Source organism: Ottowia thiooxydans (assembly GCF_040548795.1).
Taxonomy (GTDB): Bacteria; Pseudomonadota; Gammaproteobacteria; order Burkholderiales; family Burkholderiaceae_C; genus Ottowia; species Ottowia thiooxydans_A.
The window spans coordinates 417899-441843 of record NZ_JBEPSH010000001.1 but is presented as its reverse complement, the minus strand read 5'-3'; the positions used below and the strand labels follow the sequence as shown (position 1 = coordinate 441843).

The window sequence follows — 23945 nt, the reverse complement described above, 5'->3', positions numbered from 1 at the left end:
TCAGGTTTTTCCGTACACCTGGTCTGCACGCTGAACAAAGGCGTCCACCATGCTGGAGGCGATCTTGTCGAACACGGGGCCGACCAATTTGGCCAGCAAGGTGCTCGAAAATCCATAGTTCATGGATAGGTCGATCTTGCAGGCTCGTTGACTGCCGTCGCCCACGGGGCTGAATTTCCAGATGCCTTCCAGCTTGGAAAACGGCCCTTTCACCAGATGCAGGCGTACTTCACGGCCGGCAACATGCTCGTTGCGGGTGGTAAAGCTCTGCTGTATGCCTTTGAACGAGATGCCGACTTCTGCCAGCATGCCCGTCTCATCTTCAGAGATGACACGGGCGAAGTTGCACCACGGAAGAAATTCAGGATAGCGCGCCACGTCGGTCACGAGGGCGAACATTTCTTCGGGGGTATACCAGATGAGGACTGATTTGCTGACAGTTTTCATAGAATGCACGTTTCGCCTCCGATTTTAAGAGGCTCTTGCATAAGCGCGTGTATAAGAACGTGGTTACGATCCCAGAGCCTGCCGCTTCGCATCAGATCACTTGCGGCGGGCGGGCATCGCCCCCATATTGTTTCCCATGGCCACCAAATCTCCTGCATCCAAATCCCCCGTCATAGCCCAGAACAAAAAGGCCTCTTTCAATTATTTTTTTGAAGAGCGTTTCGAAGCCGGGATGGTGCTCGAAGGCTGGGAGGTCAAGGCCTTGCGCGCCGGGAAGGTCCAACTTCCTGACGGCTATGTGGTGATCCGAAACGGTGAGCTGTTCGTCGTCGGCTGCCAGATCAACCCTCTGGGTACCGCTTCCACGCACGTCCGTCCAGACGCTGTTCGCACGAAGAAACTTCTTCTCAAGAAAGACGAAATCCGCCGCCTGGTTGGGAAAGTCGAGCAAAAGGGCTATACCCTCGTTCCGATCAATTTGCATTGGTCGAATGGCAAAGTGAAGTGTGAAATTGCCTTGGCCAAGGGCAAGGCTGAACACGATAAGCGCGACACCATCAAGGACCGCGAAGGCAAGCGCGAGGTGGAGCGAATCATGAAAGACCGCAACCGGTGATTTTGGCTCTGGCCAACCGCAGCAAGTAGCAACCAGGCAAGCTGGAATCCGCGCCTTCTCAAGCGGAGGTTTTATGGTCACGCCGAAACAGACGCACAAGGCCTAGCCACTGCTGGGCCCAGAACCCACGCCCGTAGTCCCTGCCCTCTTCAATCTGGTCCTGAATGCCCGTGGGTTTAAGCCCGCCCTTCCAGTCTGCACTCTTGAACAGAATGTCCCAGCAGGAAAACAGGATGCCAAAGTTGGCGCCATAGGGTTGCTGAGCAGTCACGCCGGGCTCATGGCCTAAAGTGACCTCATGGTGGCGGCGGTGAAAACGGGGGCTGACAGCCAGGCGCTCCACCCAATTGGGCCAACGCCAGCGCAGGTTGGCATGCTGCAGGCTCTCAAACAACTGCGAAATCGCGACGAGGGCGACAAATTGCGAAGGTCCTACGCCCACCAGCAAAGCAACGGTCACAAAAACCATGTCGACTATGACCGAGTCCAGCAAATGGTTGCGGTTGTCCGTCCACATGGTCATCTGGCGCTGGCTGTGGTGCACCGAGTGCAACTGCCACCACCAGTGAAAACGGTGCTGAGAGCGGTGCACCCAGTAGCCCACTGCATCAAATACCAGCAGATACAGCAGAAAGCTCACCCACGCCACGTCGGTCACACCAGGCCAGACCTGGTCAATCTGCAGTGTGGGCATCCCCTGCGCGCGCAACATGCCAAAGAACTGCGTCGCCCACTCATCGAAGGTGAAGAACATGGCGAGCTTGAAGACGCCCAGGCGGTGCAGCAGCGTGTAGATCACGTCCACCCGGATGGCATGGCGATCAGTAACGGGTTCTACAGGCCAGAGGCGTTGAGCGGGGCCTATCACCAGGACCATGACGACAATCTGAAGCAGGCCAACCACCAGCCAGCCAGTGGCTGTATAGCCGTCTTCAAGCAGGTTGCCTGCGCCCACGGCAAACGCGAGGGGCTGCACCAGGCCCTCAAATAGCCATTGCTGCACGGCGGCAAAGATGTTGGAAAACCAATCCATGGATCAGATTCTGATGGGATGCGGTGAAAGCTTACCTGTGCGACGTTAGTGCACTGCTCGGAAGCGGATTCCTAGCCCCCATGAGACGTAATCCAGCCTTTGAAATCTGGATGTTCCCGCAGAGTGGCAAAACAAAACCCCTTGTTTTTCAGGCCAACAATAAGAGGCTCCAGCACGGCCGGCGCCCAGGGGTCACGGCGGGACCATATACCCAGGTGAGCCAGCAAAATGTCACCTTCCCGGATGTTGGCTAAGGCATTTTTCAGCAAGACAGCGTTGGGATACTTTTCACTGGGAAGCTCGTCTCCCAGGAAGCCTGCCGGTGACCACCCGGCGTGCTTGTAGCCACACTGCGCTGCAGCTTTCAGCAGCGTTGGTGAGGTTTTGCCACCTGGGGCACGGTAGATTGGCAAGGCTTTCTTGCCAGTGATGCTGGTCAAGCGGTTGGCCGCCAAGGCAATGCTTTCGCAATACTGCTTGGCTGACCAAGTGAGGTTCTGCCCGGCTTGGGGGCCAGCAGAAGGCCGCACCTGAAAGCGTACAGGTGAGCCGGCCAGGTCGCTTCGCCAATAGTCATGCTGCCAAGTGTGCGATGCGAACTCATGCCCCTCGGCGGCACGCGCTTTCCACCAGGGTGCCCAATGATCGCCCAGGCTGCCATCGCCTTCCTTGGTGCGTTCGTTGGCGGCAAAAAAAGTGGCTTTGACACCTTGGCGTTTGAGCACCTCGGCAATCAGAGGCGCGATGTCCATATGACCGGTGTCGAACGTGAGATACAGCGGCTTGCAGGTCGACTCCGCGGGCTTTTGGGCACCCGCGCTGACACAGGCCAGGGATGCGCCTACAAGGGCTAAACCCTTGAAAACGCCGACTAGCCTTGCCACGCCTAGCCTGGCACCCCCTGGCTTGGCAACGCGTAGGGGGGTCAATTGATGACACGCCCTAATGACGTGCCACATGATCGAGCGTCCAGACGCCATGAGGAGACTTGCCTACCGGGATTTGACGTATGACTTTCTGACTCGCGACATCGATGATGGTCAACTTCTTGGCCCAGCGGGAGCCCACCATGATGAGCTTGCCGTCAGAAGAAATGTCCATGCAATCTGGGCCAGAAGGCGCGGGGAACGTGGCATCAACAGCAAGGGTCTGATAGTTGATGCGGCTGATGCTATTGGCTACGCGGTTGCTCACATAAACGTGCTTGCCGTCGCCCGCAGACCGAAACGCATGCGCGCCTTTGCCGGTCGGGATCTTGCGCACCAGCACGGGAGCTTTGCCTCCGGCCACGTCGTAGACCTCAACGCCATCGCTTCCTGTCAAGCCCAACAGGAGGGTCTTGTCGTCCGGGGTGACGTACACATCTGCCGGCATGGGGCCGGTTTTGACCCGTGAAGTCAAGGTTTGGGTCGCAATGTCGATCACCACAAGCTCGTCGCTGTCTTGCATGCTCGCCCAGATGGTCTTGCTGCGACTGTCGATCCAGAGGTGGCTGGGCGTGCGGCTGGTGGGGATGCGCTTGACCAAAGTGGGGTTGGTGCCATCCCATCGGTAAATGTCGACGTGGTTGAGCCGGTTGGCAGCGGTCACGAACCATTTCATATCTGGCGAAAAGCGCAGGTGATAGGGGTCAAGGATGCCCCTTATGGTGCGCTGCTCCTCACCCGTTCGAGGGTCGATGAACGTCAGGGAATCAGCGCCTGCGTTGGCAATGATGACGGATTTCTCATCGGGCGTGAGGTACAGGTGATGCGGCTCCCTGCCAGTCGGAATGCGCTTGGTTTCGGTCCAGGTGGCAGGATCTATGACACTGACATTGCCGTCCAGCGAATTGAGTACGAAGACGGGGGCCCCCTTGCGGCTGAGCGGAGCAGGCGCTGAGGAGCTTTGCGTTGCGACGGCTGGCTTGGCGCCTGGCTGGGCCGGCCTGCTCACCTGGCCGGGTGCTGCCGAGGAGCCTGCAGGGCCAGCTCCAGCGCCGGTTGCAGGCGCGGTGACTGGCGTGGTTGCAGGCGATGGGGTGCGCACTTGCTGTGCATGCAAACTGAACGCGCACGCGCTCAGTACACCCACCATCAGGGCGCAACGAAAAAGACGGGAAGCTGTGATCAAAGGGAGCTTTCTCAGGGCAGCATGAGAGTGTATGGGGCGTTCGGGCTCACGCGAACCCTTCCATTAACATTCGAGACATGAAACAGGTGGACATAGACGGCGTTTTTCTTGAGGTAACGCAAATCCAGGCGCCATCTGGCGCGGTGCCCGCATCTGCCCCTTTGGTCTTTCTGCATGAAGGCTTGGGGTCCGTGGCCATGTGGCGCGACTGGCCGGAAAGCCTGTGTGCAGCCACTGGCCGCACGGGTTGGGTGTATTCACGCCAGGGCTATGGCCAGTCCAGCCCGGTGCAAGACGTGCGCGGGCCATCGCGCCAGGATTTGAACGGTCAGCGAAGTGGGCGCCTGAAGCCGGATTACATGCACCGGGAGGCTTTGGACATCTTGCCGAAATTGCTCAAAAAGCTGGGCGTTGAACGGCCGGTATTGGTGGGCCATTCCGACGGAGCCACCATTGCGCTGCTCCATGCTGCGCGGAATCCGGTGAGCGCCTGCGTTGTGCTGGCACCACATCTTTTCGTGGAGGACGTGACAGTCAAGTCCATCGAAGAAGCTCGCCATGCTTTTGAAACCACTAATTTGCCGGAACGCCTTTCGCGCTATCACCGCGATGTGGACGTGGCCTTCTGGCAGTGGAACGACATTTGGCTTTCCCCAGAATTTCGCAATTACGATATTCGTGAGGACTGCAGGCGCATCACGGCACCTCTGCTCGCCATTCAAGGCGAGGACGACGCCTACGGGACCCTGGCTCAGTTGGATGAACTGCAGCGTGCCGTTGCGCATGCGCGCAAACTGGTTCTGGCTGAGTGCGGGCATTCACCCCATCGTGACCAACCTCAAGCGGTCAATGACGCCATAGTGCGCTTTTTGGATACGAGCTCAGGGGCGGCGCCCCAGTAGTCCAGTCGTCGAATAACCGGTCCTGCGCGGCGCGCAACGCGCCCAGGGTCATTCGCTGGGCGACTTTCCAAGCAGATCGAGCTCCGCAGGACCAAGCCAACGCCACTGCCCTGGCAACAAGTCCGCGGGCAAGTCCAATCCACCGATTTTGGACCGGTGGAGGCCTTCCACCCGGTTGCCCACCGCCGCCAACATGCGTTTGACCTGATGGTATTTGCCTTCGGTCAGCGTCAGGCGAAGGTGAAAAGGCGAAATGATCTCGCAAGCAGCAGCCTTCACTGGTTTCGGGTCATCGTCCAGCACCACACCTGACAGCAGGCGGTCCCGCTGTTTTTCGTCCAAGGCGTGCTTGGCGGTGATCTCGTAGATCTTGGGCACATGGCGCTTGGGTGAATTCATGCGGTGAATGAAGGCACCGTCATCCGACAGCAGCAATAGCCCCGTCGTGTCCTGGTCCAAACGGCCTACGGCTTGGGCACCCTGCACTTTGCCAGCCGTGGGGCGCTGACGCAGGGGCACGGGCAAAAGGCTGTAAACGCTAGGCCAGGCGCCGGGCTTGTGAGAGCACTCGTATCCGGCCGGCTTATGCAGCATGAGATAGGCGTTGGCATGAAAGCGCCATGGCTCGCCCTGGACTGTGTAGTCCAGGTCCGGGGTTTCAGTGTCAATCTCTGCGCCTGGGTCTTCGCACAGGCTTCCTTGCACCGTGACCAAACCGCGCTCGATCAGACCAACGCAAAGCCGCCGGGTGCCAAATCCTTGAGAAAACAGCAGCTCATCAAGCCGCATCCTGGTTTTTCGTTTCATTCTCAGCTTTCCAGCTTGATGAAATGCGTACGATAGTGTTCAAGCTCGTCAATTGACTCATGCACGTCGGCCAATGCGGTGTGCGCCTGCTGCTTCTTGAACGAATCACACACTTCAGGTCGCCAGCGCCTTGCCAGTTCCTTGAGGGTGCTGACATCAATGTTGCGGTAGTGAAAATACGCTTCCAGCTTGGGCATGTACTTGACCAGAAAGCGCCTGTCCTGGCTGATGGTGTTGCCGCAAAGGGGCGATGCGTTTTTACCCACGTACCGCGATATGAAGGCGATGATCTGAGCCTCGGCTTCGCTCTCTGTCAAGGTAGACGCCTTCACTTTGTCTATGAGACCGCTGCGCCCGTGCGTGCCCTTGTTCCAGGCATCCATCTGGTCAAGTTGAGCATCGCTCTGGTGGATGACCAGCACGGGGCCCTCAACGCGAGGGCTCAACTGCGGCCCGGTCACCACGATGGCGATTTCCAGAATGCGCTCTTTTTCAGGGTCAAGCCCGGTCATTTCGCAGTCTAGCCACACCAGATTCTGGTTGGATTTTGGTAATTCGGCACCATTTGCCGATACAGAAACGGAGTTCTCAAGGTCAGTCATGGCTGGGATTGTCCACGAGCCGTGCCCAGATCCAGGAGACACCGTATCAATTGAGGCCCAAATACCCCTACACTCGGCGCGTGCAGCGTACTGAATACTGCCCCGAGATTGACTAAGCCCGCACCACCCTGCATAGAGATTTCTCTTGAACGAAACCGCTTCCTACCTATCTCCCGCACTGCTGACCAGCCTGGTATTTGGCTTCATGCTGCTTGCCAATCTGGGCGTGAAGTTCTGGCTGGCCACGCGTCAGATTCGCGCCGTGTCCCGGCATCGGTCCGCAGTCCCGCAGGAGTTTTCAGAAACTATCTCGCTCCAGACCCACCAGCGCGCCGCTGATTACACGGCAGTCAAGCTGCGCTTCGGTTTGCTGGAGTTGGCGCTAAGTGCTGCGGTGCTTTTGGGATGGACACTGCTCGGCGGGCTAGACTGGTTGAACGAAGTCCTGCTCTCTGCGTTTGGACCTGGCTATCCGTTGCTGCAGCCCTTGGCGTTGCTGGCAGTGTTCACGCTCATCAATGGCCTGATAGATCTGCCTATGTCGTGGTATCAGACCTTTGTGATCGAAGAGCGCTTTGGTTTCAACAAGATGACTCAGAAGCTCTGGCTGGGAGACCTGCTGAAGTCCACCGTGGTGGGCATTGCCATTGGCCTGCCCCTAGCGGCATTGGTGCTGTGGCTGATGAACGCGACGGGCAGTTTGTGGTGGCTCTGGACCTGGGTCGCCTGGATGGGCTTCAGCCTTCTGATGATGGTGGTCTACCCCACCCTCATTGCGCCCATCTTCAACAAGTTTCAGCCTCTGCAAGACGAATCACTCAAGGAGCGCGTGACCCAGCTGATGAACCGCTGCGGGTTTGCCTCCAAAGGCCTTTTCGTGATGGATGGTAGCCGTCGCAGCGCTCACGCCAACGCTTACTTCACGGGTTTCGGCGCTTCCAAGCGTGTGGTGTTTTTTGACACGCTTCTCTCCCAATTGACTCCGGCAGAAGTGGAAGCTGTGCTGGCCCATGAGCTGGGGCATTTCAAGCACAAGCACATTCTCAAGCGGATCGTGGGAATGTTTGCATTCAGCCTGGCCGGACTGGCCTTGCTGGGATGGCTTTCAAACCAATCCTGGTTTTTTGCAGGCTTGGGCGTGATGCCGAACCTGCCCTTGCAGATGGGAGGAACGGTTTCCAACCATGCACTGGCGTTACTGCTTTTTGCGCTTGTGGTTCCCGTATTCACATTTTTCCTGTCGCCGCTGATGGCTCAGCTTTCTCGTAAACATGAATTTGAGGCTGATGCGTACGCGGCAGCTCAAGCCAACGCACAGGATTTGTCCAACGCACTGGTCAAGTTGTACAAGGACAATGCCTCTACCCTGACACCAGACCCGCTCTACGTGCGCTTCTACTACTCGCATCCACCCGCCTCCGAGCGCATCGCCCGCATGGGCGCAGCGATTGCACCGGTCTGAGGCGATGGCACCACCTGTGAATAGACCAAGCCTTACGGCCGACGAGCTCAGCAAGGCCCTGACGACTATTGATGGCTGGAAGCTGTCCTCCCGAGTCGGCGGACCCTGCATTGAGAAAAGTTGGCGCTTCGCAGATTTTCACCAGACCATGGCGTTCGTGAATGCGGTGGCTCAAATAGCGCATTCCCTGGACCATCACCCAGAGCTTCAGGTCAGTTACGGAACTTGCCTTGTCCAATACACCACGCACGACGCTGGGGGCCTCACGCACCGTGACATAGACTCCGCGCTGCGCGTCAATGCCTTGGCCGAAGGCAGGATAAGCGCGTGAGCAAGTCACGCCCTGCTCCATCGGCCTCCGCGGCTTCCCTTCAAGACGGCCTGGTGGTTGCCAGCCATGGACGACATTGCGTGGTGGAAGTACTGGGCGGTGACCGGGTGATTTGCCACCCTCGCGGCAAAAAGCTAACGGTGGTGGTTGGTGATCGAGTGCGATGGCAGCCTTCCCAGGACGAAGGCACCATTGAACAGATCGTCCCACGACGTAATCTTTTCTTTCGCCAGGACGAAATTCGCACCAAATCCTTTGCTGCCAACCTGGACCAGGTATTGATTCTGGTCGCAGCGGAGCCTGAATTCTCAGAGCATCAACTAGCCCGGGCCTTGATTGCGGCCGAGGCTGAACATATTGAACCCATCATCGTGCTGAACAAGGCTGATTTGGGCGATCAGTTTTTGCACGGTTGGAGCCGGCTTGAACCCTACCGAGCCATGGGTTACGCCGTGCTGCCACTGGCTGCCAAGCCTGGCGTGATTCCCTCAGAGGTATCTGGCGCGCCGAACATGACGGGCGACGGCCTGTCTGCCTTGACCGAACGGCTTCATGGCCGCACGACACTCATTCTGGGGCCATCCGGGGCCGGCAAGAGCACCTTGATCAACCGCCTGATTCCTGGCGCCACCGCGCAGACGCAGGAAATCTCCCAAGCGCTCAACTCAGGAAAACACACCACCACCACCACCAGCTGGTACTGGATGGACGAGGCGCGCAGCACGGCGCTGATCGATTCCCCGGGGTTTCAGGAGTTTGGCTTGCGCCAGATTGACCCCATGCAATTGGCAGCCTATATGCCGGACATCAGGCCGCACGTACCCGAATGCAGGTTTTATAACTGCACCCATATGCACGAACCAGGTTGCGGAGTGATTGCAGCGTTGAACGACAATTCCCAGCCGGAAAAAATCGCTGCGGCCCGCTATCGGATTTACACGACGCTATTTGAAGAGCTTAAAGCAGGTCTAGCCTGGGGCGGCTGACGCCCGACGTCGGGCCCGGCTAAAAGGTCACCAAATCCATGCGCCTGCGCACGCGTGCGGCTTCTTCTGGATCGCCCCGCTCCTCTGCCAAGCGCGCTTGCACACCCAGCCAGGCCAGCAAGGGGCGACGCCACCCCTGCCGGGATGCAGTGTCCACCGCAGCAGCGACCGCATCTGGCGTAGCCGCGCTTCGACGCATCAAGACACCTGCTGCCACCAAGCGAGCAACTGGATCTTCAATGCTTGCGACGTTCGCCCCGCCCTGCGCTACCGCACGGTGGTGCGCTGGCAGCAGCGCAATCTCACTGCCCAAAGTCTGGCCAGATAAATACTTCTCATAGGCGCGTTCAACGTCGGAAACGTCCGCCCTCAAGGCTTCAAAGCCCGTACATGGTTCAAACACCAGGCTGGCCACTCTGGTGGCACAGCGATTGAGCTCAATGCGCGCAACCAACTCTGGCTGACCAGTGCGCGCGGTCTCGGCCCTAGCCAGAGTGAACTCGCGGGCCTCAATGCGGCTGTCGCCCTTCAAATAGGCTTCCGTAAACCGCTCTGTGTGGCCCACCGCGTTAATGCTCCAATCTGGGACCTTGGGGCCACCAGCACAGGCCGATAGCAGCATGGTGCAGGTGGCCAGAACCAAGGTTGGGAAAGACCATTTACGGTTAACCAACGCAGACGAGTCGTGGCTTTGGCGCTGCACGAACGATGGCATAAGCGAGCGCGCTTGAAAAAGACGGGTCATGGCAATTTCACCTCTTTTTCTTTGGGTGCGAACGGCCATTTGCGGTTGATTTCGGTGATCAAGCTGTCGATTTTCAGCAAACTTGATTCCACATCGGCGCGCAAATCTCCCAGGTTGTTGGTGGCTTCGGCGGCATTTCCGGCCACGGATTGCACATCCTTGAGCACGGCGTCGACCTTGACCACGGTCTGCCTGGCGTCCTGAAGCAGCGAGTTGAGCTGTTTCACTGCAGCCTGAGCATCCGTAATCAGGCCGTCCTTACCCAGCACCTGTTGATCTGCTTTCTGAACAACACCGTCCACCCGGGTGGCCACGCTGTCCAGACTTTTGAGCAACTGATTGGTGCGAGCCAACAACTCGGTGACTTGCTTGGCATCTGCTTCATTGCCGGTCACTGCTGCCAGCAGGCCACCTTTTTCACTATTGAGGCGAGCAGTAAAGCTGCGTAACTCGACCATCGTACCGGCCAGCGCAGATTCGGCAGACGTCAAACGGTTGAGGTTCTGCAAAACGTCCCTGGCATCTGCGACCATCTTGGGAATTTCAGCCGAGACATCACCGCGCAGGACGACACGTTCTGCATCGGTGGGCAGAGGCTCATCATCTGGCACGCCCGTGAATGCGCGAAGCCGCGCAGCTCCTACGATGCCTTTTTCCAATGTGAACACGCTGGATTGGCGTAACCGGGGGGCGTCTTTCAGCGGTATGTCGACAAGAATGCGCACCACGCCTGCGTCACCGAGCTCAATGCGGCTGACCCGGCCAATAGGAAAGCCGGAGAAGGTCATATCCATTCCCACCGAGACGCCTTCAGAATCGTCCGTGGTCAGAACAAGTCTTTGCGTGGCCTCAAACGCGCCGCGAACCCACATGAGGTAGAGCACGGCGCCGCCGAGCAGCAGCACCATGAAGATCAGGAGCACAGCTGCTCGAAACTCCAGTCGGCGCCATGCCAGTGAGCCCTCGGGAGGTCCATCGGGCATATTGTTGGCTGGCTGCTCTGGAAGGCCCGAACCGGGTTCATTGGACCTATCTGAGGAGGCTGGCGTGGGAACAGTCATTGACTCAATAGTAATTGCCAATAAGAGAGGCGATCTCAATGATCAGCATCAACACAAACATCTGCACCAAACCTTGGAGTTCAACGCTGGTGCGCGATGCCCGGCGTGGGAGATCTCGAAGTGCATTGCCTACTGGCAAAAGGGACACCGAGATGGCAAAAAGCAGGGTCTTCATGCTGAAGATCAGCGAAACCACGGGATTGAATATTTGCCCTACCGCATGGTTGTACGAAGACAGTCCTGCGACCGTAAAGCCATGTACGGCGACGTAGGCCAGGACCAGTGAAATGGAGCAGCTGATCACCGCCAGCAGCACCACAGCAAAGATTCCAGCCAACACACGCGGCAGGACTTCCTGGTTGAGGGGGTCGACGCCTTGCACCCTTAGCGCATCGAAATGGCCGTTTCGCCTGCGCTTATAAAGCTCCGAGCCACCTGGAATGGTGTATTCCACCGCGACGTACAGGGCAGCCGCCAGAGGTACGAGCTCCAGCACCAGTACGCGCACAACCGCGTCGAGGGCGTACTGCGTCAACCCGTAGGAAAACGCGGTCACCACGAGGATGCGGATGACGACCACGTTAAAAAGCGCCATCAAGATGGTAAAGCCTGGCAGACCCGGCCCGGCTGCGTAATACATCTCGCGCAGCACCAAACTGCGAGAGTCGCGCTTGTAACTCGATGGAGAAAATGCCAGAACCATGAGCTTGGCGCCCACGAACAAGACGGACCACCAGCCAATGAACCAGCGCAGCAGTCCTCGCCCCAGATCGAGCAACCAGCCGTAGAGCGAGAAGCCGGAAATCATGGCAACCATGATACTTGCCAGCGCGCCTTCGCCCTGCCTGAAAACTCAATTCGCCCTAAAATTACAAACATCCTGGGTTTGTAACATGCTTGTCGTTTGCACGAAAGTTCGCAGTGCTGTTGCAAGCCCGCCATAGCACAGCCGATTTGCTCGGACTAGAGTTAGTCCCCTACACGCCAGTCACGTTTGGGCTGTTATATTGCACTGCAGCATTTTTGGATCCGAACTAGCATGCTTTATCAAATTTACGAAGCTCAACGGTCATTGATCGAACCCTTTTCCGATCTAGCCGAAGCCACGGCAAAGCTCTACGGAAATCCCCATTCCTTGATTGGCCAGCTTCCCATGGCCCATCGGATCTCAGCCGGCTATGCACTCATGCATCGGCTGGGCAAGGACTATGAGAAGCCGGAATTTGGCATTCGCAAAGTGGAAGTCGATGGCGTGGAAGTTGCCATTGATGAGCGAGTAGAAATCAACAAGCCGTTTTGCGAGCTGCGCCGCTTCAAGCGTTTTACGGATGATCCGGCAACGCTCGCCAAGCTCAAGAACCAGCCGCCCGTGCTGATTGTGGCTCCCCTGTCTGGCCACTACGCTACCTTGCTGCGCGATACAGTGCGCACCATGCTGGAGGGGCATAAGGTCTACATTACCGACTGGAAAAACGCCCGCACAGTGCCTTTGTCCGAAGGTGAATTTCACCTGGACGACTACGTGAACGACGTGCAGGAATTCATTCGCCACCTCCAGGGCACCTACGGCAATTGCCATGTGGTGAGCGTCTGTCAGCCTACGGTCCCTGTACTGGCAGCGATTTCCCTCATGGCTAGCCGAGGAGAGAAAACTCCTCTTACGATGACCATGATGGGTGGCCCTATTGACGCTCGCAAGTCGCCTACGGCAGTCAATAACCTGGCTACCAACAAGAGCATCGAGTGGTTTCAGGACAACGTAATTTTCCGCGTGCCGCCCAACTACCCTGGTGCCGGCCGCCGCGTGTACCCAGGCTTTCTGCAACACGCAGGTTTCATCGCGATGAACCCGGATCGCCACGCGTCCAGCCATTACGATTTCTTCAAGGATCTGGTCAAAGGCGACGAATCCAACGCTGAGTCGCACCGCAAGTTCTACGACGAATACAACGCGGTGCTCGACATGGACGCAGACTATTACCTGGAAACCATCCAGGCGGTCTTCCAGGACTTCAAACTGGTCAACGGCACCATGGAAATGCGCTCCGCCCAAGGCCGTGTTGAGCCTGTGCGTCCGCAAGACATCAAGACAACCGCCCTGTTTACCATTGAAGGCGAGCTGGACGACATTTCCGGTTCTGGCCAGACGCAAGCTGCACACGATTTGTGCACCGGCCTCGGCGGTGTTGAAAAGCGCCATCTTGAAGTCAAAGGCGCTGGTCACTACGGTATTTTCAGCGGACGCCGCTGGAGAGATGTCGTCTATCCGCAGGTCAAGGCGTTTATCAACCGAAACGGCTCTCCTGAAGTGCACGACGAAAAGCCGGCTCCGGGCGCTTCGAAACCTGCTCGAATCACAGAATCTGAGAGCAGCGCTGAAGACAGCCTGCTTCCGTCCAAGCCGGCCGTTAGCGTGACTTCACCTGCAACGAAGTCGCCTGCCAAGCCGGTCACCAGATCCGCTGTGAAGCCAGCCGCCAAGACAACCGCCAGCACAGCAGTCAAGTCAATGACCAAGCCAGCGGTCAAAGCCACTACCAGTGCGCCTGCTCGGGCTGCCAAGGCACCTGCCACACGCCGCAAAGCAGGTTGAGTCAACTTATCTCGCCTCTCGCAGAGCGCCTGCTGAATGCACTGCCACAAACGCAGTGCACTCGCTGTGGCTACCCGGACTGCGAAGGGTATGCTCAAGCCATTGCGGACGGGCAGGCATTGATCAATCAATGCCCTCCTGGCGGAGCGGAGGGCATTCGTCGACTTGCGGCCATCACAGGCACCGATGAGCTGCCACTCAATCCTGCCAATGGCACAGAAGGGCCGCGCAGCGTGGCCTGGATAGATGAAGCCTGGTGCATTGGATGCACGCTCTGCATCAAGGCTTGTCCTGTTGATTGCATAGTGGGCGGCAATCGGCGCATGCACACAGTGATTGAAAGCGAATGCACGGGCTGTGAGTTGTGCATACCGGCCTGCCCTGTGGACTGTATTGCACTTGAAAACGTCACGGGACAACACACAGGCTGGGCGGCATGGTCACTCCAGGACGCTGACTCTGCACGCGAGCGTTACGAACTCACCATGGCCAGACGCAAACGGACGGGAGATGCCCATGCCGTGGCTCTTGAGAAAAAAGCCGAGCACAAGCTCGCGAACCTGCCTGAATTGGTCAAAGGTGCAACTGGGCCAGAGCTGGACCGCAAGCGCTCGGTCATAGAAGCCGCACTCGCCAGAGCCCGGGAAAAAAGGCAAGCAGCAGATTAATTGCTAACGTGCCTTCGGGCCTTCTGGTCCTTCTCGATATTCCAGCGTCTTCACAAGCCGCTGAAGATGCCAAGCTGGAGCTTGGCGCTCCCAGGAGAACGGCCCGGGATGCGCAGTCCCGGCGATTGCGCTCAGCGGCTGGTTCCTAGACTTCGTCAGGCACCAGGAAGTCGCGGCTGATGTGGGCACCCAGCTGGTTCACGCGATCGAGGAACTGCGTCAAGAAGGCATGCAACCCAGTGGCCAGAATTTCATCAATTTGCCCGTAACGGAGGTCAGACTGCAACTTGCCAGCGTGCCGCATGGTCTCGTCCTGCGGCGTCGTGCCGACATGAAGCAGATTGCCCACGACTTCGGTCATGCAATGGTGCAGTGAACGAGGCATGTCTTCGCGCAACATCAGAAGCTCGGCCACCCTCTCTGGCTTGATCACATCACGGTACACCTTGCGGTAGACCTCAAAGCCACTGACGCTTCGCAATATGGCCGACCAGTGGTAGAAATCGTATTCCTGATCGCGTTCACTGGCTGCGCCAAAGAAGTCGCTCTGTACTGCGTGAAACTTCACGTCAAGCAGGCGCGCGGTATTGTCAGCGCGCTCCAGGAATGTACCCAGGCGCAGGAAATGAAAGGCTTCATCCTGCAGCATGGTGCCCAGCGTTACCCCGCGTGAGAGGTGCGAGCGGAATTTGACCCATTCGAAGAACTCTCCAGGGTCTTTTTCGTACATACCTCCGCGCAGCAGACGAATGCACTCAAGCCATGTCTGGTTGAGGGTTTCCCAAACTTCTGTCGTCAATGTTCCTCGCACTGCGCGGGCATTTTCTCGCGCGGCCTTGAGGCATGCAATGATGGACGAAGGGTTGTTCTCGTCCTTGACCATGAAATCCATGACACCCTGCGGTGTGATTTCATCGTGGATGGCTGCGTAGGCTGGCAACAGCTCACTGATGGACAGAATGCCCTGCCAACCGTAGCGCGTGACAGCGGCTGATTGCGGAAGCAACGCAGTTTCGTAGTGCACGTTAAGCATACGTGCGGTGTTCTCTGCCCGTTCGGTATAACGGGACATCCAGAAAAGATGATCGGCGGTGCGCGAAAGCATACTGTCTCCCTAATCTTCCAATACCCATGTGTCTTTGGTGCCACCGCCTTGAGACGAGTTCACCACCAGAGAGCCCGCCTTCAGGGCTACCCGTGTCAATCCACCAGGGACCATTTGCACTTGTTTGCCGCTCAGCACGAACGGCCTCAAATCGATGTGGCGAGGCGCTACTCCGCTCTCTACGTAGGTGGGGCAGCTTGAGAGGCTAAGAGTTGGTTGGGCGATGTAGCCCTTGGGATTGGCCAGAACGGCTTTTCCGAACGCCTCTATCTCAGCAGCGGTGGACGCCGGCCCAACCAGCATTCCATAACCGCCCGCTCCATGCACTTCCTTGACCACCAGGTCTTTCAGGTTGGCCATGACGTACGACAGCTCGGATGGATCCCGGCACATGAACGTGGGCACGTTATGCAGGATGGGCGTTTCGCCCAAGTAGAACTCAATCATCTTGGGAACGTAGGGATAGATGGACTTGTCGTCCGCGACCCCCGTGCCCACTGAATTGCATATGGCCACGTGGCCCTCCCGGTAGGCGGCCATCAAGCCCGCGCAGCCCAGGGTGGAGTCAGGCCGAAAGACCTGGGAATCCAGAAAGTCATCATCTACCCGGCGGTAAATCACATCCACACGCTTGGGGCCGCGGGTGGTTCGCATGAAGACAAAGCCGTCCTTGACGAACAGGTCCTGGCCCTCAACCAATTCCACCCCCATCTGCTGAGCCAGGAATGCGTGCTCGAAGTAAGCGCTGTTGTACATACCTGGGGTCAGCACCACCACCGTGGGATCGCCCGCCGTAGGGGGGCTGCTTTCACGCAGGGTCTCCAGCAACAGGTCTGGATAGTGCGCGACCGGCGCTACACGATGGCTTGCGAACAGGTTGGGAAACAGCCGCATCATCATCTTGCGGTCTTCGAGCATGTAGCTCACGCCGCTGGGAACCCGCAGGTTGTCTTCCAGGACGTAGTACTCTCCCTTGCCCCCTTCAGTTCCAGCACGAACGATGTCGATACCTGCGATGTGTGAGTAGATCTGATTGGGCACCGTCACGCCCTGCATGATCGAGCGGTACTGCGCGTTGTGAATGACCTGCTCAGTGGGGATCACGCCGGCCTTGAGAATTTCCTGATCGTGGTAGACGTCGTGCAGGAATCGATTGAGAGCCGTCACCCGTTGCGCCATGCCGCGCTCGAGCGTGTCCCATTCACTCGAAGGAATGATGCGCGGAATGAGGTCGAAAGGAATCAGCCGCTCCGTACCGGAGCCGTCTTCGTCTTTTGCACCATAGACGGCGAAAGTGATGCCCACGCGCCGAAAGATCATTTCCGCCTCTTCGCGGCGGGAGTTCATGAGCTCAGGGCTCTGTCGGCTCAACCAGGTCGCGTAATCCCTGTAGTGTGGGCGTACGGGATGCCCGGGATCATAAAGGCCGCTCTGGATTAGAGATTGAGCCACTGATTCGTACATTTCGTCGAAGGGATTCATACCTTAGGCTCCGGTCTCCAAGACTATCTGGATGTGTTTGATGAAAGGATAGCAATTTGCAGGCCAATAGCGATGTGTTCAGCTACTGACTTCATTTTCATGGACTTTTTTGGCACAAACAGCGTAGGGCCATTGGTGCGCAAACCACGTGAATGCACTCTTTCAGTGCGTCGCACTGAAATGGGGTGATACCTAATATAGGCTGACTTTTTGCACCCATTTGCAGGGGCTTACCCTCAGGTGATAACCCGTATCCTAGACCGGGGAGAGGCTCGCCACACGGCCGCGGTGCAAGACATGACGTTCGGCCTGCTGCGGCATGAAAAGAGCGAGCAACGCGTCCATCAGGGCCTGGGCTTTGGCCGAGTGATCTCCACCAAAGTTGCACACATACACATCCAGTGTCACGGCGCGCTGCTCTGGCCAAGTGTGGACGCACAGATGGCTCTCGGCCAGAAGCAAAGTGGCAGTCACGCCTCCGGGCCCGTGGACGGAAGCAGGAAATGTATGAAAAATCTCGTTGACCACCTGCAGACCCGCAGCCTTGACAGCGTTGCGGCACGCAGTGCCCAGCTGGGCAGCGTCCAGGAGCCAAATGCTGTTGCAGCGGCAGTCACGGAGGTCAGCGGTCAGGTGAAGGCCTTGCATGGACTCAACTGTAGCCTACGAAGCGATGCGGGAGGCACAATACGTGCTGCATCGAAGTGCGATGCGAAACCGCATGTTCAAGCGCGCGTCAAACAGTGCCCCAAACCGTGCGCTTGCGAGTTGGTAAGGCGTTCGGTAAGGCGCCCGGTAAGGCGCCGGCCCGGGTATCATCGCGCAACCTTAGTCATTTCTTCTCTGGAGCTCTACATGGCCCTGATGGATTTCATCCGCAAACAGTTCATAGACATCATCCAGTGGACTGAAACTGGCGATGGAACACTCGCCTGGCGGTTTCCCATGGCGGAGATGGAAATCCAGAATGGCGCCTCGCTCACGGTGCGAGAGTCTCAGGTGGCGGTGTTCGTCAACGAGGGTCAGGTCGCCGACGTCTTTGGCCCGGGCATGTACAAGCTCACCACCCAGACGCTGCCGGTTCTTACCTATCTGAAGAACTGGGACAAACTGTTTGAGTCGCCCTTCAAAAGCGATGTCTACTTCTTCAGTACACGCCAGCAGTTGGACCAGAAGTGGGGTACGCCCCAACCAATCACTATCCGCGACAAGGATTTTGGTGCGGTGCGGTTGCGAGCCTTTGGCAACTACGCCTTCCGCATCTCCGACCCCAAGGCATTCCATACGAACATCTCGGGCACGCGGGACATCTACTCGGTTGCTGACCTGGATGGCCAGTTGCGCGGCTTGGTCTTGCAAAACATCAGCAATGCCATTGCCGGCAGCGGTTTGCCTTTCCTGGATCTGGCGGCCAACCAGATCATGTTCGCGGACGCGCTGGCCAAACAACTGCAGCCCGAGTTCGCCAAGCTGGGCATCCAGCTCGACAGCCTCACGGTGCAGAGCGTTTCTCTGCCAGAAGAGCTGCAGAAGATTCTTGACCAGAAAATTGGCATGGGCATGGTCGGCAACGACATGGGCAAGTTCATGCAGTATCAGACAGCGCAGGCTATCCCCCGCTTTGCCGAAGGCGGTGGTGGTGGCAGCGGCATAGCAGGCGACGCCATGGGGCTGGGTGCAGGGGTCGCTCTGGGCCAGGTACTGGCCCAGAACCTGCAGGCTGGCTTGCAAGGTGGAACCCCTGCAGCAGGGACTGCAGGAGGCGCCGCGCCCGCTGCGCCGGTAGGTGTCAAGCCCGAAGATGTGATGGCCACGCTGGAAAAGCTGGGCGAACTCAAATCCAAGGGCATTCTGACTCAGGAAGAGTTTGATGCCAAAAAAGCAGAACTGCTGAAGAAATTGGTCTAACCTGAGTTTTGAAGAGCAGCGCTCCGCGCTCGCGAGTAACCTTCACCAAAGCCTGACACCTTAAGAATGGCAACCGACGCCCCCGAGCGGCACTACCGTGCACCGTGTCCTGGCTGCGGCGCGCCCGTTGAGTTTAGAAGTGCGCAGAGCACTTACGCCATCTGCCCGTTCTGCCAGAGCACCGTGGTTCGCAGCGGTGATGTGCTCGCGCGGGTGGGCAAGATGGCCGAGCTGTTTGACGATCACAGCCCGCTGCAGCTCATGGCCAGCGGCCGCATTCAGCTGGAGGAAAAAGCCCAGCCTTTCACGCTCATCGGCCGAGCGCAGTACAAGTCTTCCAACGGCGTTTGGACAGAGTGGAACGCCATTCTTGAAGACGGCCGCATGGCGGCGCTTTCAGAAGACAACGGCTCTTATGTCTTCACCCTGCCCCTGACGCTGCAGCGCCCAGTTCCGGATGCAGAGCATTTCCGGGTGGGGATCACGACGGCCATTAACGGCAAGCCCTACAGCGTGGCATTCAATGAGCAGGTTTCGCTCATCTCCGCGCAGGGCGAGTTGCCCAAGCTGCCGCCCGTGGGGGTGCTGTTTTCCGTGGTTGAGCTTCGCGGTGCCGAGGGTGATGTAATCAGCATCGACTACAGCCCGCCAGGTACGGTGCCTGCTGTTCAGTCCGTCTCGCGTGGGCGAGCGGTTCTGCTGGAAGACTTGAAGTTTCAGGGCCTCAAAGACGAATCCGCTCGCGAAGAAAAAGGCCGCCAGTTCGCCTGCCCCAATTGCGGTAGCCCTGTGCAGGTGGCGCTGGACACCACCAAGACCATTACCTGCCGCTCCTGCAACAGCATCATTGACCTCAGTTCAGGCTTGGGAGGTGAGTTGCGGCATGCGGAGCAGAACGAACCTATCAAGACGCTGATTCCACTGGGTGCGAAGGGGCAGTTGCAAGGTGTGCATTGGCAAGTGGTGGGGTTTCAGCACCGCATGGGGCAAGAGCCAGGAGATGACGAACAGTTTGGGTGGGACGAGTACCTGCTCTACAACCGAAAGCGCGGCTTTAGCTTTCTGGTGGACTCCAGCGACGGATGGAGCATGGTCAAGCCCGCCACCGGCGCCCCCACCATGGCCAACCGCAGCGCGCAGACCGCAACCTACCTGGGAACGACCTACACGCTCGAATACAGCTACGATGCGGAGACCACCTACGTAGCCGGCGAGTTCTATTGGCCCGTTTCGCGCGGTCAAAAAACATTCAACCGTGATTTCGCCAGCGCCAATGGACTGCTCTCCCAGGAGCAGACTCCGAATGAAGTTACCTGGTCGGTCGGCAGCAGGATCAGCAGCGACACCGTTGCCAAAGCCTTCAAGCTGGAAGACAAAGCCGCGCTACTGGGACGTGAAGACGTCAAGCCTTTCTCCGCAGCGCCTCAGGTCAGCCTGCGCGCCATCATCATCTTGCTGGTGCTGCTTGTGATAGTGATCATGATCATGAATTCGTGCAGCGGCTCCCGAGGTGGCAGTTCTCGCAGCTCTGGCGGTTCCTACGGTGGTTACTCCAGTGGTGGTGGCCATAAATGACATTTTTTTCCGGAGGTCCTCATGGGATTTGAATACTTGAAGCCTGGCGTGATTCTGGCGTCCTTGCTCTTTGCGCTCATTGGCGTGGTGATCTTCTGGGTGTGTTTTGTCATCATCGACAAGCTCACGCCCTATGACCTTTGGGCCGAAATCGTGGAAAAGCAGAACAAGGCCCTGGCCATGGTCGTCGCGGCCATGTGCCTCGGCGTCTCCATCATCGTGGCCGCGGCCATACATTAAAGGATGTGGCCCCCACGCTCCCCCGCTGCGCGAGGTCCGCTGCCCCCCGGGGGGGGTGCTTTTCATCTTGGGGCGGCCCGGCGATGAAAAGTCCAGCCACATTACCGGCCTCGTTTAGCGAGGCCGCCTGACCCATGTGTTGAATGACTGAGCAGAGCGAAGCCGCCCGCCCCGCCCCGCGCCCGATCGAAATCGCCCTGCTGTGCAGTGTCTTCGTCGTGGCCGCCTGCGGCCTGTTGTACGAATTGGCGGCTGGCGCACTGGCCTCCTATGTGCTGGGCGACTCGGTGCTGCAATTCAGCACCATCATTGGCACCTATCTGTTTGCCATGGGGGTGGGGTCTTATCTTTCGCGTTTTTTCGAACGCCAGCTTCCTGCCCATTTCCTGCGTATCGAGATGATGGTGGCGTTGGTGGGAGGGCTGCTTCCAGCCGTACTCTTTTTAGCCAACGCGTATGTGCCGGGTGCTTTCCGGTTCCTGCTTTATTCCATGGTGCTGATGGTGGGCACCCTGGTAGGGCTGGAAATTCCTCTGGTCATGCGCATCCTGAAGCGAAATGTGGCTTTGAAGGATGTCGTCAGCCAGGTCTTGACCTATGACTACCTGGGGGCGTTGGCTGTTTCATTGGCGTTTCCTCTGGTGCTGGTTCCCCAGCTGGGCCTGATTCGTACCGGCTTGCTATTCGGACTGATGAACGCCGGGGTCGCGCTGTGGGCTTTGTGGATGTTCCGCCACCAATTGGCTCATCGGCGTGCGCATGCGGTGGCGGGTTTGCTGACCTTCGCAACCCTTGGCCTGGCATTCGCAGGTGCTGACCACATCAGTAGCTTTGCGGAGGACAAGTTCTATCAGGAGCGCATCGTTTTCGCGGAAAGCTCGCCCTACCAGCGCATCGTCGTCACCCACGGCCGCGGTGGGCACCGGCTGTTCCTGAACGGAAACCTGCAGTTTGCCGAGCATGATGAGTACCGCTATCACGAAGCTTTGGTTCATCCGGTCATGTCCGCCCACGGAGCTCCGAAAAAGGTCGCAGTGCTGGGGGGCGGAGACGGCATGGCGGTGAGAGAGGTACTGAAATACCCTTCGGTGGAGCAAGTCACTCTGGTGGAGCTCGATCCCAATATGACGCGGCTCTTCAGTGAGAACGCCACTCTGGCGGCACTCAATGCACACGCATTGGCATCTCCCAAGGTCAAGGTGGTCAACACAGATGCCTTTAAATGGCTGCAGGAAACGCCAGACCGCTTCGACGTGATCGTGGTGGATTTTCCAGATCCAACCAACTTTGCCATCGGAAAACTCTATACCAACAGTTTCTACGCCCTGCTGGATCAGCGGCTTTCAGCAAGTGGCTATGCGGTCATTCAGACGACCTCCCCTCTGGTGGCCCGCAAGAGCTTCTGGACTGTCGCTGAGACCGTTGCATCCACCGGCCTGATCCCTACGCCCTACCATGCCCACGTGCCAAGTTTCGGCGAATGGGGGTACATCATTGCCAGTCGAAGGCCGTGGCGCCAGGCAGAAGTCCTGCCGCAGGGCCTGCGTTTTCTGACCAGGGAATCCTTGCCCTTGCTTTTCGATTTTCCGGCAGACATGGCCCGCGTTCCTGCTCAGGTGAATCGTCTCTCCAACCAGATTCTGGTCACAACCTACGAACAAGAATGGGGCAAGGCCCCTGTGCATTGATGCAGCGGCGCACCTTTCTCGGCCTGCCGGGTGCCGCGTTGGCGCTTGCCGGGTGCGAGCGGCCTGAGTCCATAAGTGGCGGTTTTACCGGCATCAATGACCAGCGCGGCCACGCCTTGCGAGACCGGCGCCAAAGTCTTGAGCCCACCACCACCCGCCGCACGCAGATACTGATTGCAGGCGCAGGTGTGGCCGGCCTTGCCGCAGCCCGCGCGCTGCGCTTGCGCGGTATGGAAGACTTCGTTCTCATGGAGCTGGAGGACGGAGCCGGCGGCAATGCCAGGGGCGGTCAACTGAGTGGCATGCCCTGCCCCCTGGGTGCACACTACCTTCCCGTGCCAGGTGATGATGCCCATGAGGTACAGGACCTGCTTGAAGAGCTAGGGCTGCGCCAGCGGGTCGCAGGCCGGTGGCACTACGCGGAGCAGCATCTTGTTCACAGCCCCCAGGAACGCCTTTTTTTCCATGACACCTGGCAGGACGGGCTCCTTCCGGTGGACGGGGTGAGCCCTGCTACGCTTGAGCAATATCAACGTTTTGCACAGCGAGTCCATGCGCTTTCGCAGGCGGGACGATTCAGCATTCCAGCATCGCGCACTGCTTTCACTGCCGAGCACGCCGCACTGGATGCACAGACGGCAGATCATTGGCTGCGGTCCGAAGGGTTTGACGATCCCCATCTGCTTTGGTACCTCGATTACAGCTGCCGAGACGATTACGGAGCCGGCCTTGCGCGGGTCTCGGCATGGGCCTGTATTCACTACTTTGCCAGCCGCCACGGCTTTCATATGCCTGGCGAGCATGGAGACGGCGACGATGACGCGGGCACCTTGACTTGGCCCGAAGGCAATGGCTGGCTGACCAAGCGCCTGGCGGCACCTCTGGGCGATCGGCTGTACTCAGGGCACAGTGTGCTTCGCATTACAGAAGAAAGGCAGGGTGTCGCCGTCGACACCGTGAACCATCACGATGGCACGGTCACGCGCTGGCAATCCGCGCAATGCATCATCGCCCTGCCCGCGTTCATTGCGGCCAGGGTTGTGCAAAGCCCGCCCGCGGTGCTCGTGGAGACCGCCAAACGCATGGCCTACGCGCCCTGGCTGGTCGCTAACCTTCACATCTCCTCTCCCCTTCAGGACAGAGTCGGCGCAGCCCCCTCTTGGGACAACGTGGTGTACGGAGAAGCCGGTGGCGGCCTGGGGTATGTGGACGCCCGTCATCAAAGCCTGGACCCCACCCCAGGGCCCACCGTACTGACGTACTACCGCGCCCCCGGAGATACGCCCGATGCCCGCCAGCAGTTGCTCAGGCAGCCCTGGACGCACTGGCGCGATGTCGTGGTGTCCGCACTGAGTATTCCCCACCCGGACCTGGCCGAACGCCTGACCCGTATGGACATCACCCGGTACGGCCACGCCATGGCCATACCCACACCAGGTACGCAGCAGTATCTGCTCGGCAAAATCGGAAGAAATGGCGTGCGCAGCGGCCGCCTGCACTTTGCGCACGCAGATTGGTCGGGGTATTCCATCTTTGAAGAAGCGTTCACCCGCGGTCATATGGCGGGGCTCGCGGTTTAGCG

Annotated in this window: 24 protein-coding genes; 12 read left to right on the top strand and 12 right to left on the bottom strand. The window is 58.4% G+C overall.

The window, feature by feature from the left end; genetic code table 11:
- On the bottom strand, positions 1-447 hold the full coding sequence (locus ABIE13_RS01970; protein WP_354440674.1) for a type II toxin-antitoxin system RatA family toxin: 447 nt from the start codon (positions 445-447) through the stop codon (positions 1-3).
- A gap of 136 nt (positions 448-583) precedes the next feature.
- On the opposite strand from ABIE13_RS01970, the gene smpB reads away from it, so the two are divergent.
- Complete coding sequence (smpB, locus tag ABIE13_RS01965; RefSeq protein ID WP_354440672.1) at positions 584-1063, top strand: SsrA-binding protein SmpB; 480 nt, start codon at positions 584-586, stop codon at positions 1061-1063.
- 58 nt (positions 1064-1121) lie between these two features.
- Here the strand turns inward: smpB and ABIE13_RS01960 are convergent, their stop codons facing one another.
- The 3 genes from ABIE13_RS01960 to ABIE13_RS01950 form a co-directional block, all read right to left on the bottom strand.
- The gene (locus tag ABIE13_RS01960) at positions 1122-2096 is read right to left on the bottom strand and encodes a sterol desaturase family protein (RefSeq protein ID WP_354440671.1); all 975 of its coding nucleotides are present in this window, start codon (positions 2094-2096) and stop codon (positions 1122-1124) included.
- Positions 2097-2167: 71 nt separating this feature from the next.
- Positions 2168-2929 (bottom strand): polysaccharide deacetylase family protein, encoded by a 762-nt coding sequence (locus ABIE13_RS01955; protein WP_354441230.1) that lies wholly within the window; start codon positions 2927-2929, stop codon positions 2168-2170.
- Between the two features lie 109 nt (positions 2930-3038).
- Positions 3039-4208 (bottom strand): YncE family protein, encoded by a 1170-nt coding sequence (locus tag ABIE13_RS01950; protein WP_354440670.1) that lies wholly within the window; start codon positions 4206-4208, stop codon positions 3039-3041.
- 77 nt (positions 4209-4285) lie between these two features.
- On the opposite strand from ABIE13_RS01950, the gene ABIE13_RS01945 reads away from it, so the two are divergent.
- Entirely contained in the window at positions 4286-5110 is an 825-nt protein-coding gene (locus ABIE13_RS01945; RefSeq protein ID WP_354440668.1) for an alpha/beta fold hydrolase, read from the top strand.
- 48 nt (positions 5111-5158) lie between these two features.
- On the opposite strand, the gene ABIE13_RS01940 is transcribed toward ABIE13_RS01945, so the two are convergent.
- A complete protein-coding gene (locus tag ABIE13_RS01940) occupies positions 5159-5899 on the bottom strand; it encodes a pseudouridine synthase (protein WP_354441229.1) in 741 nt (246 codons plus the stop codon).
- A gap of 20 nt (positions 5900-5919) precedes the next feature.
- Positions 5920-6519 (bottom strand): oligoribonuclease, encoded by a 600-nt coding sequence (gene orn / locus ABIE13_RS01935; RefSeq protein WP_354440666.1) that lies wholly within the window; start codon positions 6517-6519, stop codon positions 5920-5922.
- A gap of 205 nt (positions 6520-6724) precedes the next feature.
- On the opposite strand from orn, the gene ABIE13_RS01930 reads away from it, so the two are divergent.
- The 3 genes from ABIE13_RS01930 to rsgA are packed head-to-tail and all read left to right on the top strand — an operon-like array spanning position 6725 to position 9298.
- Positions 6725-7981, top strand: coding sequence for a M48 family metallopeptidase (locus ABIE13_RS01930; RefSeq protein ID WP_354441228.1), 1257 nt, complete (start codon positions 6725-6727; stop codon positions 7979-7981).
- 16 nt (positions 7982-7997) lie between these two features.
- Complete coding sequence (locus ABIE13_RS01925; RefSeq protein ID WP_354440664.1) at positions 7998-8312, top strand: 4a-hydroxytetrahydrobiopterin dehydratase; 315 nt, start codon at positions 7998-8000, stop codon at positions 8310-8312.
- Entirely contained in the window at positions 8309-9298 is a 990-nt protein-coding gene (rsgA, locus tag ABIE13_RS01920) for a ribosome small subunit-dependent GTPase A (RefSeq protein ID WP_354440662.1), read from the top strand. The genes ABIE13_RS01925 and rsgA overlap by 4 nt, the downstream gene beginning before the upstream one ends.
- Before the next feature lie 19 nt (positions 9299-9317).
- Here rsgA and ABIE13_RS01915 read toward each other — a convergent pair whose 3' ends face one another.
- The 3 genes from ABIE13_RS01915 to ABIE13_RS01905 are packed head-to-tail and all read right to left on the bottom strand — an operon-like array spanning position 9318 to position 11921.
- Positions 9318-10043: a hypothetical protein gene (locus ABIE13_RS01915; protein ID WP_354440660.1), complete on the bottom strand. Its 726-nt coding sequence runs from the start codon at positions 10041-10043 to the stop codon at positions 9318-9320.
- Positions 10040-11104: an MlaD family protein gene (locus tag ABIE13_RS01910; RefSeq protein WP_354440659.1), complete on the bottom strand. Its 1065-nt coding sequence runs from the start codon at positions 11102-11104 to the stop codon at positions 10040-10042. Before ABIE13_RS01910 ends, ABIE13_RS01915 begins: the two co-directional genes overlap by 4 nt.
- 4 nt (positions 11105-11108) lie before the next feature.
- A complete protein-coding gene (locus ABIE13_RS01905) occupies positions 11109-11921 on the bottom strand; it encodes an MlaE family ABC transporter permease (RefSeq protein ID WP_354440657.1) in 813 nt (270 codons plus the stop codon).
- A 222-nt stretch (positions 11922-12143) separates the two neighbouring features.
- Between ABIE13_RS01905 and phaZ the strand changes: the two genes are divergently transcribed.
- Both phaZ and rsxB read left to right on the top strand, forming a co-directional pair.
- On the top strand, positions 12144-13697 hold the full coding sequence (gene phaZ, locus ABIE13_RS01900; protein WP_354440655.1) for a polyhydroxyalkanoate depolymerase: 1554 nt from the start codon (positions 12144-12146) through the stop codon (positions 13695-13697).
- The gene (rsxB, locus tag ABIE13_RS01895; protein ID WP_354440653.1) at positions 13694-14365 is read left to right on the top strand and encodes an electron transport complex subunit RsxB; all 672 of its coding nucleotides are present in this window, start codon (positions 13694-13696) and stop codon (positions 14363-14365) included. The genes phaZ and rsxB overlap by 4 nt, the downstream gene beginning before the upstream one ends.
- Before the next feature lie 145 nt (positions 14366-14510).
- Here the strand turns inward: rsxB and ABIE13_RS01890 are convergent, their stop codons facing one another.
- The 3 genes from ABIE13_RS01890 to speD all read right to left on the bottom strand — a co-directional run bounded on the left by ABIE13_RS01890 (position 14511) and on the right by speD (position 17600).
- Positions 14511-15470 carry an alpha-E domain-containing protein gene (locus ABIE13_RS01890; protein WP_354440651.1) on the bottom strand — a complete coding sequence of 320 codons (960 nt, stop codon included), beginning with the start codon at positions 15468-15470 and terminating at the stop codon, positions 14511-14513.
- A 9-nt stretch (positions 15471-15479) separates the two neighbouring features.
- The gene (locus ABIE13_RS01885) at positions 15480-16952 is read right to left on the bottom strand and encodes a circularly permuted type 2 ATP-grasp protein (protein ID WP_436278367.1); all 1473 of its coding nucleotides are present in this window, start codon (positions 16950-16952) and stop codon (positions 15480-15482) included.
- Positions 16953-17207: 255 nt separating this feature from the next.
- Positions 17208-17600: an adenosylmethionine decarboxylase gene (gene speD / locus ABIE13_RS01880; protein ID WP_354440649.1), complete on the bottom strand. Its 393-nt coding sequence runs from the start codon at positions 17598-17600 to the stop codon at positions 17208-17210.
- Between the two features lie 207 nt (positions 17601-17807).
- On the opposite strand from speD, the gene ABIE13_RS01875 reads away from it, so the two are divergent.
- The 5 genes from ABIE13_RS01875 (at position 17808) to ABIE13_RS01855 (ending at position 23943) form a co-directional block, all read left to right on the top strand.
- The gene (locus tag ABIE13_RS01875; RefSeq protein ID WP_354440647.1) at positions 17808-18860 is read left to right on the top strand and encodes an SPFH domain-containing protein; all 1053 of its coding nucleotides are present in this window, start codon (positions 17808-17810) and stop codon (positions 18858-18860) included.
- Between the two features lie 66 nt (positions 18861-18926).
- Positions 18927-20435 (top strand): DUF4178 domain-containing protein, encoded by a 1509-nt coding sequence (locus ABIE13_RS01870; RefSeq protein ID WP_354440646.1) that lies wholly within the window; start codon positions 18927-18929, stop codon positions 20433-20435.
- Positions 20436-20456: 21 nt separating this feature from the next.
- On the top strand, positions 20457-20675 hold the full coding sequence (locus tag ABIE13_RS01865; RefSeq protein ID WP_354440645.1) for a DUF350 domain-containing protein: 219 nt from the start codon (positions 20457-20459) through the stop codon (positions 20673-20675).
- 143 nt (positions 20676-20818) lie between these two features.
- Positions 20819-22363 carry a polyamine aminopropyltransferase gene (locus ABIE13_RS01860; RefSeq protein WP_354440643.1) on the top strand — a complete coding sequence of 515 codons (1545 nt, stop codon included), beginning with the start codon at positions 20819-20821 and terminating at the stop codon, positions 22361-22363.
- Positions 22363-23943, top strand: coding sequence for an FAD-dependent oxidoreductase (locus tag ABIE13_RS01855; protein ID WP_354440641.1), 1581 nt, complete (start codon positions 22363-22365; stop codon positions 23941-23943). Before ABIE13_RS01860 ends, ABIE13_RS01855 begins: the two co-directional genes overlap by 1 nt.
- Positions 23944-23945: the final 2 nt, after the last annotated feature.

Excerpts from the sequence above, each read along its gene's own strand:
- ABIE13_RS01970 (WP_354440674.1), bottom strand. The coding sequence starts at position 447 with ATGAAAACTGTCAGCAAATCAGTCCTCATCTGGTATACCCCCGAAGAA.
- smpB (WP_354440672.1), top strand. The coding sequence starts at position 584 with ATGGCCACCAAATCTCCTGCATCCAAATCCCCCGTCATAGCCCAGAAC.
- ABIE13_RS01960 (WP_354440671.1), bottom strand. The coding sequence starts at position 2,096 with ATGGATTGGTTTTCCAACATCTTTGCCGCCGTGCAGCAATGGCTATTT.
- ABIE13_RS01945 (WP_354440668.1), top strand. The coding sequence starts at position 4,286 with ATGAAACAGGTGGACATAGACGGCGTTTTTCTTGAGGTAACGCAAATC.
- ABIE13_RS01940 (WP_354441229.1), bottom strand. The coding sequence starts at position 5,899 with ATGCGGCTTGATGAGCTGCTGTTTTCTCAAGGATTTGGCACCCGGCGG.
- orn (WP_354440666.1), bottom strand. The coding sequence starts at position 6,519 with ATGACTGACCTTGAGAACTCCGTTTCTGTATCGGCAAATGGTGCCGAA.
- ABIE13_RS01930 (WP_354441228.1), top strand. The coding sequence starts at position 6,725 with ATGCTGCTTGCCAATCTGGGCGTGAAGTTCTGGCTGGCCACGCGTCAG.
- ABIE13_RS01915 (WP_354440660.1), bottom strand. The coding sequence starts at position 10,043 with ATGACCCGTCTTTTTCAAGCGCGCTCGCTTATGCCATCGTTCGTGCAG.
- ABIE13_RS01910 (WP_354440659.1), bottom strand. The coding sequence starts at position 11,104 with ATGACTGTTCCCACGCCAGCCTCCTCAGATAGGTCCAATGAACCCGGT.
- ABIE13_RS01905 (WP_354440657.1), bottom strand. The coding sequence starts at position 11,921 with ATGGTTGCCATGATTTCCGGCTTCTCGCTCTACGGCTGGTTGCTCGAT.
- phaZ (WP_354440655.1), top strand. The coding sequence starts at position 12,144 with ATGCTTTATCAAATTTACGAAGCTCAACGGTCATTGATCGAACCCTTT.
- ABIE13_RS01890 (WP_354440651.1), bottom strand. The coding sequence starts at position 15,470 with ATGCTTTCGCGCACCGCCGATCATCTTTTCTGGATGTCCCGTTATACC.
- ABIE13_RS01885 (WP_436278367.1), bottom strand. The coding sequence starts at position 16,952 with ATGAATCCCTTCGACGAAATGTACGAATCAGTGGCTCAATCTCTAATC.
- speD (WP_354440649.1), bottom strand. The coding sequence starts at position 17,600 with ATGCAAGGCCTTCACCTGACCGCTGACCTCCGTGACTGCCGCTGCAAC.
- ABIE13_RS01875 (WP_354440647.1), top strand. The coding sequence starts at position 17,808 with ATGGCCCTGATGGATTTCATCCGCAAACAGTTCATAGACATCATCCAG.
- ABIE13_RS01870 (WP_354440646.1), top strand. The coding sequence starts at position 18,927 with ATGGCAACCGACGCCCCCGAGCGGCACTACCGTGCACCGTGTCCTGGC.
- ABIE13_RS01865 (WP_354440645.1), top strand. The coding sequence starts at position 20,457 with ATGGGATTTGAATACTTGAAGCCTGGCGTGATTCTGGCGTCCTTGCTC.
- ABIE13_RS01860 (WP_354440643.1), top strand. The coding sequence starts at position 20,819 with ATGACTGAGCAGAGCGAAGCCGCCCGCCCCGCCCCGCGCCCGATCGAA.
- ABIE13_RS01855 (WP_354440641.1), top strand. The coding sequence starts at position 22,363 with ATGCAGCGGCGCACCTTTCTCGGCCTGCCGGGTGCCGCGTTGGCGCTT.